Source organism: Kitasatospora sp. NPDC058115 (assembly GCF_042884635.1).
Taxonomy (GTDB): domain Bacteria; phylum Actinomycetota; class Actinomycetes; order Streptomycetales; family Streptomycetaceae; genus Kitasatospora.
Genome location: NZ_JBHVTL010000015.1, coordinates 112,493 through 126,609 on the forward strand (window position 1 = coordinate 112,493; position 14,117 = coordinate 126,609).

At 73.3% G+C, this 14,117-nt stretch carries 11 protein-coding genes; 8 read left to right on the forward strand and 3 right to left on the reverse strand.

Annotation, left to right across the window (positions count from 1 at the left end; all coding sequences use genetic code 11):
• The first annotated feature begins 117 nt into the window (after positions 1 to 117).
• Entirely contained in the window at positions 118 to 795 is a 678-nt protein-coding gene (locus tag ACFVVL_RS17985) for a uracil-DNA glycosylase (protein WP_380290451.1), read from the forward strand.
• Between the two features lie 149 nt (positions 796 to 944).
• On the forward strand, positions 945 to 2,054 hold the full coding sequence (locus ACFVVL_RS17990) for a glycoside hydrolase family 6 protein (protein ID WP_387676169.1): 1,110 nt from the start codon (positions 945 to 947) through the stop codon (positions 2,052 to 2,054).
• A 109-nt stretch (positions 2,055 to 2,163) separates the two neighbouring features.
• Here ACFVVL_RS17990 and ACFVVL_RS17995 read toward each other — a convergent pair whose 3' ends face one another.
• From ACFVVL_RS17995 to ACFVVL_RS18005, 3 genes are all read right to left on the reverse strand, one after another.
• The gene (locus tag ACFVVL_RS17995) at positions 2,164 to 4,095 is read right to left on the reverse strand and encodes a galactose oxidase-like domain-containing protein (RefSeq protein ID WP_387676172.1); all 1,932 of its coding nucleotides are present in this window, start codon (positions 4,093 to 4,095) and stop codon (positions 2,164 to 2,166) included.
• A gap of 9 nt (positions 4,096 to 4,104) precedes the next feature.
• Positions 4,105 to 6,060 (reverse strand): glycosyltransferase family 2 protein, encoded by a 1,956-nt coding sequence (locus ACFVVL_RS18000; protein ID WP_387676175.1) that lies wholly within the window; start codon positions 6,058 to 6,060, stop codon positions 4,105 to 4,107.
• 332 nt (positions 6,061 to 6,392) lie between these two features.
• Positions 6,393 to 7,850, reverse strand: a complete 1,458-nt coding sequence (locus ACFVVL_RS18005; protein WP_387676178.1) for a 3-oxoacid CoA-transferase — start codon at positions 7,848 to 7,850, stop codon at positions 6,393 to 6,395.
• Positions 7,851 to 8,190: 340 nt separating this feature from the next.
• Here ACFVVL_RS18005 and ACFVVL_RS18010 point away from each other — a divergent pair, with 340 nt between their 5' ends.
• From ACFVVL_RS18010 to ACFVVL_RS18035, 6 genes are all read left to right on the forward strand, one after another.
• Positions 8,191 to 9,441 (forward strand): substrate-binding domain-containing protein, encoded by a 1,251-nt coding sequence (locus tag ACFVVL_RS18010; protein WP_387676181.1) that lies wholly within the window; start codon positions 8,191 to 8,193, stop codon positions 9,439 to 9,441.
• A 146-nt stretch (positions 9,442 to 9,587) separates the two neighbouring features.
• Positions 9,588 to 10,289, forward strand: a complete 702-nt coding sequence (locus ACFVVL_RS18015) for an ABC transporter ATP-binding protein (protein ID WP_380290402.1) — start codon at positions 9,588 to 9,590, stop codon at positions 10,287 to 10,289.
• On the forward strand, positions 10,286 to 11,065 hold the full coding sequence (locus ACFVVL_RS18020) for an ABC transporter ATP-binding protein (protein WP_387676184.1): 780 nt from the start codon (positions 10,286 to 10,288) through the stop codon (positions 11,063 to 11,065). Before ACFVVL_RS18015 ends, ACFVVL_RS18020 begins: the two co-directional genes overlap by 4 nt.
• A complete protein-coding gene (locus tag ACFVVL_RS18025; protein ID WP_387676187.1) occupies positions 11,065 to 11,931 on the forward strand; it encodes a branched-chain amino acid ABC transporter permease in 867 nt (288 codons plus the stop codon). The genes ACFVVL_RS18020 and ACFVVL_RS18025 overlap by 1 nt, the downstream gene beginning before the upstream one ends.
• A gap of 161 nt (positions 11,932 to 12,092) precedes the next feature.
• On the forward strand, positions 12,093 to 13,142 hold the full coding sequence (locus tag ACFVVL_RS18030; RefSeq protein ID WP_387676336.1) for a branched-chain amino acid ABC transporter permease: 1,050 nt from the start codon (positions 12,093 to 12,095) through the stop codon (positions 13,140 to 13,142).
• On the forward strand, positions 13,139 to 14,110 hold the full coding sequence (locus ACFVVL_RS18035) for an alpha/beta fold hydrolase (RefSeq protein WP_387676190.1): 972 nt from the start codon (positions 13,139 to 13,141) through the stop codon (positions 14,108 to 14,110). The genes ACFVVL_RS18030 and ACFVVL_RS18035 overlap by 4 nt, the downstream gene beginning before the upstream one ends.
• Positions 14,111 to 14,117 lie beyond the last annotated feature (7 nt).

Below are 14,117 nucleotides of genomic sequence, written 5' to 3' on the forward strand. Positions count from 1 at the left end.
GTCGGGGCGGTGCCGCGGTGAGCGGCCGTCCGGTGGGAGGTTGAGGTCGTCGTGACGGACACGGTCGAGGCGGGGACGGTCGAGGCGAACGTGGGCGGGGCGGAAGCGGGTGCCGGCCTGGAACTGCCGGAGTCCTGGCGCGAGGTGCTGGGCGCCGAGACGGAGAAGCCGTACTTCGCGGAGCTGGCGGCCTTCGTGGCGGCCCAGCGCGCGGAGCACCAGGTCTTCCCGCCGAGCGGGCAGGAGTTCTCCGCGCTGGAGGCCACGCCGTACGAGAAGGTCCGGGTGCTCGTCCTCGGCCAGGACCCGTACCACGACGACGGCCAGGCGCACGGCATGAGCTTCTCGGTGCTGCCGGGCACCAAGACGCCGCCGTCGCTGCGCAACATCTTCAAGGAGCTGGACGCCGACCTCGGTATCCCGGCGCCGGACAACGGCTACCTGATGCACTGGGCCGAGCAGGGCGTGCTGCTGCTCAACGCGGTGCTCACGGTGCGCGCGCACGAGGCCAACTCGCACAAGGCGAAGGGCTGGGAGAAGTTCACCGACGCGGTGATCAAGGCGGTGAGCGCGCGCGAGGAGCCGGTGGTCTTCGTGCTCTGGGGCAACTACGCCAAGAAGAAGCTCCCGCTGATCGACACCGACCGGCACGTGGTGGTCCAGGGCGCCCACCCGTCGCCGCTGTCCGCCAAGCTGTTCTTCGGCAGCCGGCCGTTCTCGCAGATCAACACCGCGCTGGACGGCTTCGGCGTCGACCCGATCGACTGGCGGATCCCGGACCTCAAGCAGGCCTGAGCCGCCACGCCCCCTCGCTCCGCCTGACGGGGCGTCTCGCGGCCCACCGGCGCCCGCCGTTCACCCGATCGTGAGCGGCGGGCGCGGTCCGGTGTGCGAAGCTTGGGGCCCGCCGGGTCGCCCGGACCGGGCAGGGGGAGGGGCGGCACGTGCGCCGAGTGGGGCGAGGGGCGGGGTTCCGGCCGGCCGTGGGGGCGGCGCTGCTGGGACTGCTGACGGCTGTCGCGGGGTGCGCGGGGGAGGGCTCCGGGAGGAGCGCCGACGCTCCGGGCGGGACCGCAGGCGCCGGGGGTCCGACGGCTGTGCCCTCCGCTCCGGCGGCGTCGTCCGGGGCGGAGGCCGGGGCCGGCTCCGGCACGCTGCCGCAGCTGCCCGGTCAGACCTTCTACGTCTCCGACCAGACCCCCGTGGCCCGTCAGTCGGCCGTCCTGCGCGGCCAGGGCCGGACCGCCGAGGCCGACAGCCTGCTGCGGATCGCCGCCCAGCCGTCCTCGCACTGGCTCGGCGACCAGGCGGCCCGGGACATCGCCGACCAGGTGAGCCGCAGTGCCGCCCGGGCCGACCGCACGCCGGTCTTCGTCGTCTACAACATCCCGCACCGGGACTGCGGCCTCTACTCGGCCGGCGGCGCGTCCGACGCCGCCGCGTACCGGTCCTGGATCACCGGGCTGGCGGAGGCGCTCGGCGACCGCCGGGCCTGGGTGGTGCTGGAGCCTGACGCGATCGCGCACACCCTGGACAACTGCGGGGTCAAGGGTGATGCCGCCGCCGAGCGGTACGGTCTGCTGGCCTTCGCCGTCCAGGAGTTGAAGAAGCGCCCGCAGGTGCGGGTCTACCTGGACGCGGGCAACCCCGGGTGGACGCAGGACCTTCCCGCGCTGGCCGGGGCGCTGCGCAGGTCGGGGATCGCGGCGGCCGACGGCTTCGCGGTGAACGTCTCCAACTTCTTCACCACCGACCGCAACGCGGCGTACGGCGCGCAGCTGTCCGCCCTGCTGGACGGCAAGCACTTCGTCGTCGACACCAGCCGCAACGGCAACGGCCCGCTGGACGCCGAGGCGTGGTGCAACCCGCCCGGCCGTGCGCTCGGCGCGCCGCCCACGACCGAGACCGGGCGGCCCGGCGTCGACGCCTACCTCTGGATCAAGAACCCGGGGGAGTCGGACGGCGAGTGCGGCCGCGGGGAGCCGCCGGCCGGCGAGTTCTGGCTCCCGTACGCGCTGGGACTGACGGGGGCCGTCGCCGGTACGGCGCGGTAGCGGCCCGGCTGCGTGGGCGGCTCTACGGCGTCACGGCTCTTCGGCTCTACGGTTCGGCGGTTTGTCAGCTTGTCGGCTCGGGGTCTTCCTCGGCCCAGGGCGTGACCTGTCAGGGCGTGACCTGGATCCAGCGGGCCTGCGACGGGGTTCCGGCGGCGTCCGTGACGAACAGCATGTACCAGCCGGGCGGCAGCAGGTTCGGGTTGGCGGGCAGGGACAGCGTCACACCGTCCGCCGTGCGCGCCGTGACGTCCAGGGCCACCGAGCGCTGCTCGACGTCGGTGGCGTGGGTGACCGAACTCGGCCGGACCAGCTTGGCGGTGACGACGCCCTCCGGCGCCGGGGTGGTCACCCGGATGCTGCCGCCGAGCACGGCGGCGGCCGGGGCGCCGGTCAGCCGGGGCCGCTCGCCGTGGAACAGGTAGGGCGGGCTGTAGATCTCGATCCGCTGCTCGAAGGTGCCCGGTTCGGTGCCCGCCTTGTCGTTGAAGAGCGGGTCGGAGCCGAGCACCGCCACCCGGCCGTCGGGCAGCAGCAGGGCCTCGGCGTGGTAGTTGCGGCCGATGGCGGGCTCGGCGGCGGTGCTGAAGGTGTTGGTGTCCGGGTGGTAGGTCTGCGCCTTGAGCAGGTCGCTGCGGTGCTTGCCCCGGTAGTCGCTCGATCCGCCGGTGGTGAAGACGGTGTCGTCGGGCAGGATCACGCTGTTGAGGTACCGGGTGCCGCCGGCCGGCAGGTCGGGGCCCGGGGTGAACGCGGGCCGGGCGGCGGCGAGGTCGGCGATGTCCGTGCGGGCGGTGGACAGCGGGGACTCGCCGACGCCCCCGCCGCCGAGCACCATCACCTTCTGCGCCTGCGCGGGCGGCAGCAGGACGGAGGAGGACGTCTCGGTGAGCTGTGGGTCGCGCAGGCCGGGGACGGGGTGGAAGCTGTTGTCGGCGAGGTCCCAGAGGCCGGGCTCGCGGCCCTTGTCGGCGGGCCCGTAGCCGGCGTTCGAACCGGAGTAGAAGAGCTTGCCGGACGCGGTGAGGAAGATCGACGGGTACGTCGGGAAGTAGCGGTCGGGCGCCTTGGACCAGGTCCGGCTCGCCGGGTCGTAGATCTCGTTGTCGTTGCCGCTGAGGATCTGGCCGGTGTCGTCCAGCCCGGAGACGGTGACCACCCGGCCGTCGCCCAGCCCGGTCAGCGTCGGGTACCAGCGGGCGTAGGCCATGTCGGTGACCTGCTCGTACATCTCGGTGTCCGGGTTGAACTCGAAGGCGGCGCGGATGCCCTGGTAGTCCTGCTTCTCCAGGGTCATCCGGTCGGCCGTGCCGTAGAGGTTCCGGGCGTCGGCGCCGGTCAGGCCCTTGATCGTGTACTGGGCCGGGGAGTCCAGCACCGAGTCCCGGCCGGGTGCCACCGCCTCGGCGAACACCTTGACCTCGGAGGCCTTGACGACGGTCGCGGCGCCGGCGCCGGTCTTGGTCGCGGCGGGGACGGTGAGGTCGGCGGTGGAGACGTACTCGCGGCCGTTCGGCGCGCGGAAGACGGTGCCCCGGGGGAGGCTGCGGGCGGCGTCCGGGTCCTCGTTGCGGACCCGCATGGTGCCGGCCGCCTTCTTGACCGCGCTGTCCAGCGCCTCGTAGCGGCGGGTGCCGCCGGCGACCAGCATCCTGCCGTCGGGCAGCGCGGTGTGGCCGCCGCAGAACATGTCGGCGGGGGTCGGGACCGCCTTGTAGGTGTTGGCGGCCGGGTCCCAGAGCAGGCTCTTGAAGGTGCCGGCGTCGAAGTCCTTCTGGTTGTTGCCGGACCCGGCGATGATCAGGACCTTGCCGGTGCGCAGCAGGGCGGCGTGGATGGCGTTGATCCGGAACTCGGCGGGGAGCACCAGGGTCTGCCAGTGGCCGTACTCCGCCTTGTAGGCGGGGCGGTTGACGACGTAGTGGTGGTACTGGCCGGTGGCGAAGCCGAGCACGGCGGGTGCGTTCATCCCGGCCACGGTCAGGGCGACGGTGCTGCCGAGGGCGAAGCGCCGGGTGCGGCCGGTGTGGCGGATCTTCACGGTGGTTCGTCATCCCCTCGTGGCGGGTGCGGGCTCTGCGGTGTCCGTGTCCGTGTCCGTGGCTGGTGCTGGTGCTGTGGCGGTTGCTGGTGCGTGGGCGGGGCCGGCGGCTGCTCCGGCCGGGGTGAGGGCGAGGGTGGAGACGGGCCGGGCCCGGCGGCGGCGCACGGCGTCCGCGGCGAGCAGCAGCACCGGCAGTACGCTGAGGAGGAGGGCCAGGCAGGCCCAGGCCCGCATGGCGACGTGGTCGTGGCCGGTCCGGAAGGAGGCCGCGACGGCGCCGCCGAACACCACGGCCCAGAACAGGTGGAGGCGGAAGGTGGCCGGCCGGTCGGGGCTGGTCGAGGTGCCCTTCGGCGTCACCACGAACCGGCTGCGGATCCGCAACAGGGTCTGCAGGAGCGAGGCCGCGTAGACCGGGCCGCACAGGGCCGACATCACCATGCCCGCCACCCCCGACGAACCCGCCGGCTCGTGCGGGCTCACGTTGTGCTTGCGGTTCCAGGTGTAGAGCAGCATCTGCAGGGCGGCCGCGTCGCTGTAGAGCGCCATCCAGACCTCGGAGGACACGTGGACGCCCGAGGCGCCGAAGCCCAGGTAGAGCACGCTGGAGACCCCGCCGAGCAGCCAGGTCAGCGCGGCCATCGGGTAGAAGGAGACCAGCAGCGTGTAGTTCAGCAGCCGGCCCGGCGACAGCCCCCACGCCGCCCGCCAGTACTGGGTCAGCAGCGTCTCGTACGTCCCCCGGCTCCAGCGCAGTTGCTGGGAGAAGAAGTCCGTCCAGGAGGACGGTCCCTCGCCGATCGCCAGCACGTCCGGCGTGTAGACCGACTTCCAGCGCGCGCCGGTGGCCGGGTTGCGCCGCCGGTGGAACTCCAGGCCGGTGGCCATGTCCTCGGTGACCGAGTCGTAGAGCCCGCCGATCGAGCGCAGCGCCTCCAGCCGCACGGCGTTGTTGGTGCCGACGAACATCGGTGCGCCGTAACGGTTCCCGGCCCGCTGGACCAGGGCGTGGAACAGGTACTGCTGGCTCTCCGAGAACTTGGTGACCAGCGAACCCGAGCTGCGGTAGTTCCCGTAGACCTGCGGGCCGACGACGAACGCGACGTCGGGGTCGCGGAAGTAGCCGAGCATGCGCTCGCAGAACTCGGGCAGCGGCACGTGGTCGGTGTCCACCGAGATCCAGAAGTCGTAGTCGGCGCCGTACGCCTGGAGCCAGCTGTTGTAGTTGCCGTGCTTGGTCCTGGCGCGGAACCGGCCCTTGGGCGTGTTCCACTGCGGGATTTCGTCCCGGCTGAAGTGGCGCACGCCCAGCTGCTCGCAGAGCTCGCGCATGGCGGGATCGTTCCCCTCGTCCAACAGCCAGACCTGGTAGGGCCCGTCGTGCCGGACGGCCAGGGCGGCGGTGAGCGTGGCGCGCACCATCTCGGGCGGTTCCTTGCCCGGGACGAAGGTGGTGAGGAACGCCACCCGGGTGCCGCGTTCGGGCGTCACCGGGACCGGATCGCGGGCGGCCAGCGTCGCATGGGCGTTGGAGACGACGTTGACCAGCCGGAACGCCTCGACCACCGCGATGATCCCGATCATCACCTTGTCGCCGACCAGCAGCCAGGTGTCGGTCTCGCCGGGCCGGACCGGCCAGTTGCCCGGCTGGAGCAGCCAGACCAGCAGCACGGTCTCGACCAGGGGCGCGGCCAGCAGGAGCAGCGCGGCCCGGATGCGGTGCGGCTCGCGGCTCAGCAGGCTGCGGTACCGCACCCGGTACGGCTCCCCGGCCGCGCCGGCCTCGGTGGCGCCGGCCTCGGCCGGGGTGACGTCGGTGGCGGTGATGTCGGTGGCGGGGCCGGCGAGGTGGCTGAAGTAGGCGTAGTCGTACGGGGCTTCGGGCACGGCGACCGGCTCCGGCGGGGCGGGCGGAGCGGACGGGCCCGCGTCCTGCACCCGACGCGAGAACGGCCCGGCCATGTGCGCTCCCCCTCGTGGCCGGCCGTGCGGACCTGCCTCTGGTGCGTACTCCGACCGGGGGTGTGCGACCCGGTGCGCCGCGCGGTCGCACGGCGGCGGACGACCGGTTCCCCCGGAGCCCCGCGCCGATGCCGGGCCGGCGTCCGGCGAACCGCTCCGCTTCCGGGATTCCTGCGGTTCCGGCGGCCCCGGACTCCCTTCCGGGGATGCCGGGATCCCCGGGCTTCCTCAACTGTCGCGGAGGGGCCGCCCGATTGCAACCGGTCCGGGGAATGATCGATGTGCGGGCATGTGGACATGGCGATTCCCGGCCAATCGCAGGTGGGCCCGTGCTAGGCGGGGGCCGAACCACCCGGTGGCAGCAGGGCGGCCCCGGTGGCCGCCCGCACCTCGTCGAAGGTCACCCCGGGTGCCGTCTCGACCAGCCGCAGGCCCTGGGGCGTCACGTCGATCACCGCGAGGTCGGTGACGATCCGGTCCACAACCCCGAGGCCGGTGACGGGAAGTGACAGTCGTTCGACGATCTTCGGCGAGCCGTCCCGCGCCGTGTGCTCCATCACGACGATCAGCCGCCGGGCGCCGTGCACCAGGTCCATCGCGCCGCCCATGCCCTTGACCGTGCTGCCGGGGATCATCCAGTTGGCGAGGTCCCCGGCGGCCGAGACCTGCATCGCGCCGAGCACGGACACGTCGATCCGGCCCGACCGGACCATGCCGAAGGAGGACGCGGAGTCGAAGGACGAGGCCCCGGCGGCGAGCGTCACGGTCTCCTTCCCCGCGTTGATCAGATCCGGGTGCTCGTCGCCCTCCACCGGGTACCCGCCGACGCCCAGGACGCCGTTCTCGGAGTGCACCACCACGTCTACGCCGGGCGGGAGGTGACCGGGGATCAGCGTCGGCAGCCCGATGCCCAGGTTGACGTACTGGCCGTCGCGCAGCTCGCGCGCCGCCCGGGCGGCGAGCGCGTTCCGGGCGTCGGCGGCGGTCGGTGCGGTGGTGGTCGGCGTGGTGGTGGCCGGTGCGGTGGCGGCATGCGTGCTGCCGGCGGCGCGGACGGTGCGCCGCTCGATCCGGCGGTCCTCCGGGTCGGCCGCGACCACCCGGTCGACGTACACCCCCGGCAGGTGGACGGCGTCCGGGTCCAGCTCGCCCGGCTCGACGATCCGGTCCGCCTCGACCACGGTGATCCGCCCGGCCATGGCGCAGAGCGGGTTGAAGTTCCGGGCGGCGGCGTGGAAGACGCAGTTGCCGTGCCGGTCGGCGACCTCGGCCCGGACCAGCGCGAAGTCCGCCGTGATGGCCTCCTCCAGCAGGTGGCGGCGGCCGCCGAACTCCCGGACCTCCTTCGGCGGTGAGGCCACCGCGACCGACCCGTCCGCCGCGTAGCGCCACGGCAGCCCGCCCTCCTCGACCTGGGTGCCGGCCCCGGCGGGGGTGAAGAACGCGGGGATCCCCGCGCCGCCGGCCCGCAACCGCTCGGCGAGCGTGCCCTGGGGTGTCAGCTCGACCTCCAGTTCGCCGGAGAGGTACTGCCGCGCGAACTCCTTGTTCTCCCCGACGTAGGAGGACGTCATCCGGGCGATCCGCCCGGCCCGCAGCAGCAGCCCCAGCCCCCAGTCGTCCACCCCGCAGTTGTTCGACACCACCCGCAGCCCGGTGGTGTCCGTGGCCGCGAGCGCGCCGATCAGGGTGCTGGGGATGCCGCAGAGGCCGAAGCCGCCGACGGCGAGCACCGCGCCGTCGGGGATGTCGCCGACCGCATCGGCGGCGGAGTCCAGGACCTTGTCCAAGGTGTCACCTCGTGGAGGGGGAGTGGGAGTGAAGGGGGAGCGGTGTGCGGTGGGTCCGGGACGAGCCCGCGTCGGGCCTGAGCCGGGCCGGGTTCCGCCGCCACGCCAACCGTCACCTCGGCCGGCCCGGTACGGCCATGTCGGCCGCCGCCACGCCTCGCCGGTGGCTCATGGCGGGCCGTCACACCGGAGCGCCGCCGGGCCGTCGTCCGGCGGGCGGTATGGAGCCGGCCGCCATAGCGGAGCGGGCCGATCCGTAGGCCGGGCACATGTCGCCGCCCGCACACCCCACCTACGGTTCCGGCAACCACCCCCACGCCACCCTCAGGAGCCGGTCACCATGCGCAGCTCGACAGCCCCCACCCGGACCCGCTCCGGCGCCCGCCCCGCGCGCGGGCTCGCCGCCGTCGCGGCCTGCGTCCTCCTCGCGGCCGGCTGCGCCAAGGCCGGCACCGCGGGCACCACCGCGGCGGACGGCGCCGGATCCAGGAGCCCGGTCAAGGTCGGCCTGGTGTACTCGAAGACCGGCCCGCTCGCCGCGTACGGCAAGCAGTACCTGGAGGGCTTCAAGGCGGGGCTGAACTACGCGACCAAGGGCACCGGCGCGGTCGACGGGCACCGGATCGAGGTCGAGGAGCAGGACGACGCGGGCGACCCGGCCAAGGCGGTGTCGGCAGCCAAGGACCTCATCGGCAAGGGCCACAAGATCCTGGCGGGCTCCACCGCCTCCGGCGTCGCCCTCCAGGTCGGCCCGATCGCGGCCCAGAACAAGGTGCTCTTCATCAGCGGCCCGGCCGCCGCCGACAAGGTCACCGGACTCAACACCTACACCTTCCGTTCCGGCCGCCAGTCCTACCAGGACATCCGGACGGCGGCCTCGTTCATCGGGGACGCCAAGGGGCGGAAGGTCACCGTGCTCGCCCAGGACAACGCCTTCGGGCAGGCCAACGTGGCCGCCGTCAAGGGCGTGCTGGGCGCCCAGGGCGCCACGGTCGACGCGGTCCTCGCCCCGCCGAGCGCGACCGACCTGACCCCGTTCGCCACCCAGGCCAGGAGCGCCAAGCCCGACCTGCTGTTCGTGGCCTGGGCCGGTGACACCTCGGCGGCCCTCTGGACGGCGCTCAACCAGCAGGACGTCTTCGCCGACACCAAGGTCGTCACCGGGCTGGACCTCGCCGCCTCCTACCCGCTGTTCGGCCCGGCGGGCGAGAAGATCTCCTTCCTGAACCACTACTTCGGCGGGGCCGCCGGCACCCCGGTGGAGAAGGCCATGGACGAAGCCGTGACCGCCGCCGGCGGCAAGTCCGACATCTTCACCCCGGACGGCTTCACCGCCGCCCAGATGATCGTGCACGCCGTGGAGGCCAACCAGGGCTCGGCCGACGACACCGCCGCGCTGGTGAAGGCCCTCGAAGGCTGGAGCTTCGACGGGGTCAAGGGCCGCACCACGGTGCGCGCCGAGGACCACGCCCTCCTCCAGCCGATGTTCCAGGTCCGGCTCACGGGCTCCGGTGCGGCCGCCAAGCCCTCGGTGGAGAAGACACTGAGCGCCGACGAGGCAGCGCCCCCGGTCAGCCCGATGGCGGGCTGATCATGTCCCGACCTTCCTCCTCCGCTCCGTCCTCCTCTGCTCCTCCCTCCTCCGCGCGGGCCCCTCAGGGCGGTTCTCCGGCCACCGCGGCGGCCCCGGCCGCCCCGGTTCTGCGGGCGACCGGCCTGGGCTGGTCCGTCAGGGGTGTGCCGATCGTCGAGGACGTCTCCTTCACCGTCCCGGAGGGCGAGTTCATCGCCTTCATCGGACCCAACGGCGCAGGAAAGACCTCCCTGTTCAACCTGATCTCCGGCCTCTACCCGGCGAGCCACGGCCGGCTCGAACTCGACGGCACCGACATCACCGCCGAGCCCGTCCACGCCCGTGCCCGCCGAGGCCTCGGCCGGACCTTCCAGACCTCCTCCCTGTGGCCCGGGATGACGGTGGCGGACCACGTCCGCCTCGCCGCGCAGGCCGCCGCCGGCCCCCGGGTCTCGTACCGGCTCTGGCGCCGCGCCGGCCGCTACCCGGAGCAGGTGGCCGAGACCCTGGAGCGCACCGAACTCGCCCACCGCGCCGACACCCTGGCGAGCGCGCTCTCCCACGGTGAGAAGCGCAAGCTCGAACTCGCCGTCCTGCTGGTCTCCGATCCCCGGCTCATCCTGTTGGACGAACCGATGGCCGGGGTCAGCGCGGAGGAGGTGCCGGCCCTCACCGCCCTCATCCGCTCCGTCCACCGCGATCTCGGCCGCACCGTGCTGATGGTGGAACACCACATGGACGTCCTGCTTGGCCTGGCCGACCGGCTCGCCGTGATGCACCACGGCACGCTGCTCGCCCTGGATGCGCCGGACGCCGTGATGGCGGACGCCACCGTCCAGCAGGCCTACCTCGGGGAGGCGTTGTGACCGACGGCCACGACTCCACCGCCCCCGACCGCTCCCTCCTCTCCGTCCGCGATCTGCGCGTGGTCATCGACGGCCTGCACATCCTGCACGGCGTCGACTTCGACGTCGCGCCGACCGGCGTGACGGCCCTGCTGGGCCGCAACGGCGCCGGCAAGACCACCACGGTCAAGGCCGTGATGGGCCTGGTGCCGCGGACCGGCAGCATGCGCTTCGCCGGTGCCGAACTCTCCTCCCTTCCGACGCATCTGGTGGCCCGCCAGGGCATCGGCTATGCCCCGGAGGACCGCGGGATCTTCGCGGGCCTGACGGTCGCCGAGAACCTCCGCCTCGCCGAGCGGGGCGGGGGCTCCGAGCCCGACTACCGGCTGGTCCACGAGCTGTTCCCCGAACTCGAACAGCGGGCCGGTCAGTTGGCCGGGACGCTCTCCGGCGGGCAGCAGCAGATGGTGGCCATCGGCCGGACCCTGCTCAACCGGAACCGGCTGATCATCGCCGACGAGCCCACCAAGGGCCTGGCGCCGAAGATCGTCGCCGAGGTGGCGGACGTCCTGGCCCGGGCGGCGCAGGCCGTCCCGGTCCTGCTCGTCGAGCAGAACCTCGCCCTGGTCCGCCGGCTGGCCGGGACCTGCGCCGTCCTGGCCGACGGCCGCACCGCCCACCGGGGCGACACCGCCGCGCTGTTGGCCGACGAGGACGCCGCCCGCCGACTGCTCGGTGTCGGCGGCCGCCGCCCCGGCGGCGCCACCGCCCGCGTCACTACGGAGGTGAACCCCTGATGGACACCGTCGTCCTCCTTTCCTGTACCGGTCTGGGTCTGGGTGCGCTGTACTTCCTGGTCGCCTCCGGACTGTCGCTGATCTTCGGTCTGATGGACGTGCTCAACTTCGCGCACGGCGCCCTGCTCTCGGTCGGCGCCTACGCCACCTGGTGGGCCGGTGCCGAGGCCGGACTCTCCTTCTGGCTCGCCGTGCCCTTCGGCACGCTGGTCGGAACGGCCGCCGCCGTCCTGCTGGAACTCGCCCTGATCCGCCCGCTCTACAGCCGCCCGCGCGACCAGATCCTCGCCACCGTCGGCGTCGGGCTGGCCGTGCCCGCGCTGCTGATGGGGATCTGGGGCGCCGACGCCCGCCCCTTCCCCCAGCCGGCACTGCTCTCCGGCACCTGGCACGTGCTCGGTGCGACCGTCCCGGTGAACCGCTTCGTGCTGGTGGCAGCCGCCGTGCTGCTCCTGCTCGCTCTGAAGGTGTTCCTCGCCCGTACCCGCTACGGGCTGATCGTCCGGGCCGGCGTCGAGGACCGGGCGATGGTCACCGCGCTCGGCATCGACGTCCGCAAGGCGTTCACGCTCGTCTTCGCCATCGGGGGCGCCGCCGCCTCGCTCGGTGGCGCCCTCGGCGGCCTCTACTTCGGTTCGGTCAATCCCGGCCAGGGCAACGGCCTGCTCGTCTTCGCCTTCGTCGTCGTCGTGATGGGCGGCATGGGCTCCGTCACCGGAGCCGCCGTCGCCTCGGTGTGCGTGGGCCTGGTGCAGCAGTTCGCCAACTACTACACCGCCGCCGGCCTCGGCGACCTCTCGGTCGTCGTCCTGCTGGCCGTCCTGCTCCTGGTACGGCCCCGCGGACTCACCGGGAGGCTCGCGTGAGTGCGAAGACCCCCGCCGCGAGCACCGGTGGCACCGCCGCCGACCGCACTGCCGTGACCGTACGACCCGGCACCGACAACAACGCCGCCGAAAGCCGTCCAGGAGGCCCCGAACGGGCCGGAATCACTCGAACAGGTGAATCGATCACAAATCGCTCGACAATTCTGCGCCGAGGGCTACGATCGTGGCCGATCGCTCTGCTGATCCTGCTCCTTGTCGCCCCATACAGTGCGCTTCCCGTTCCGGGTCTGCTCGACGGTCCGCTCGGCAGCCCCGGGAGTCTCCAACTCATCGCCCTGTGCCTGCTCTACGGGGCCCTCGCCTCCGGCTACGACCTCCTGCTCGGCCGTACCGGACTGCTCTCCTTTGGCCACGCGCTCTACTTCGCGACCGGCCTCTACACCACCGACCTCGCCATGCTGGAGCTCCGGCTGCCGTTCGCGGCGGCGGCCGTCTTCGGCATCGGCTGCACCGTCGCGCTGGCCCTGCTGCTCGGCTCGGTCAGCCTCCGCGTCACCGGCATCGGCTTCTCCATGGTCACCCTGGCCTTCGCCCAGGCCGGTTCGATCCTCGTCCAGCGCAACCCCGGCGGGCTGACCGGCGGGGAGGAGGGCCGGTCGGCGCCGGCCGACCGACTGCCCGCCGCCCTCCTGGGCATCGAGAACACCGCCAACCTCTACTGGATCGCCCTCGCCTACCTCGTGCTGACCCTCGCCGTCGTCCACTGGGCCGTCGGCTCCCCGGCGGGCCGGGTCTGGGAGGGCATCCGGGAGAACGAGCGCCGGGTCGAGGTGCTCGGACTGCGGCCCTACGGCTACAAGTTGATCGCCTTCGTGCTCGCCGGAGGACTCGCCGGGGCGGGCGGGGTGGTCTACCTGCTGCTCACCGGCGGCGCCACTCCGCAGGCCGCCACGTCGGACGCGACCCTCTCGCTGCTGGTGATGGTCGTGCTCGGCGGGTCCGGTACGCGCTGGGGCCCGCTGCTCGGCGGGGTCATCTACACCTGGGCCGGTCACCGGCTCGGTGACCTCGCCAACTCCGCTGCCGTCGCCGACCTGCCGTCGGTCCTGCGCGTCCCGCTCTCCCAGCCGCTCTTCCTGCTGGGCGGTCTCTTCGTCGCCGTGGTCTACGTCCTGCCGGGCGGCCTGGCCAAGTTGCCCGCCCGGATCCGTGCCGCCAAGTCCCAGTCCACCGGAGGTGGTCCAGCATGAGCCAGTTCGAGAACCCGCCGATACACCCCACGGCCGACCCGTCGGCCGACCCGTCGCCCGGGCCGGCAGCACCGGAAGAGCTGCGCGTCCCGGTCGCCGACGGGGAGCTGTCGGTGCTCCGGTGGTCGGCCACCGCGCCCGACGCCCCGACCGTCGTGGCGGTGCACGGCATCACCGCCAACGGCCTCGCCTGGTTCGAGGTCGCCCGCCGGCTCGACGGCCGGGCCACCCTGATCGCGCCGGACCTGCGCGGGCGCGGTCGCAGCCGCGACCTCGACGGGCCGTACGGACTGACCCGCCACGCCGACGACGTGGCGGCCCTGATCACCGGGCTGGACCTGGGGCCTACCGTCGTGATCGGCCACTCCATGGGCGCGTGGGTGACGGCCCTGACCGCCGTCCGACACCCGGAACTGGTCAGCCGGGTGGTGCTGGTCGACGGTGCCGTCACCTTCCCGCTGCCCGAGGGCGTGGGCGAGGACGACGCCCTGGCCGCCGTGCTCGGGCCGGCGCTGGCCCGGCTGTCGATGACCTTCCCCGACCGGCAGGCGTACCGCGAGTTCTGGCAGCGGCACCCGGCCTTCACCGCCGACTGGTCCGACGGGATCGACGCCTACGTCCAGCGCGATCTCGTCGGCGACGAACCCGAGCTGCGCTCCTCCTGCGTGCTGGCGGCGATCGAGACCGACGGGACGCAGGTCCTCCTGGACCGGGAGGCGGCGGCCGCGGTGCACCGGCTGCCCTGCCCGGGCGAGCTGATCCGGGCGGAACGCGGCCTGTTCGACGAGCCGCAGGGCCTCTACGACGAGAAGCGGCTCGACGACGCCGGGCTGGACGGCGCCCACCCGGTCCGGACGTCCTGGGTGCCGGACACCAACCACTACTCGATCGTCTGGAACCGCGCCGGCGCCGAGGCGGTGGTCCGTGCCGCGCTCGGCCCGGCCGCCGCCGTCCCGGCCACCGCGTAGCCGTCGC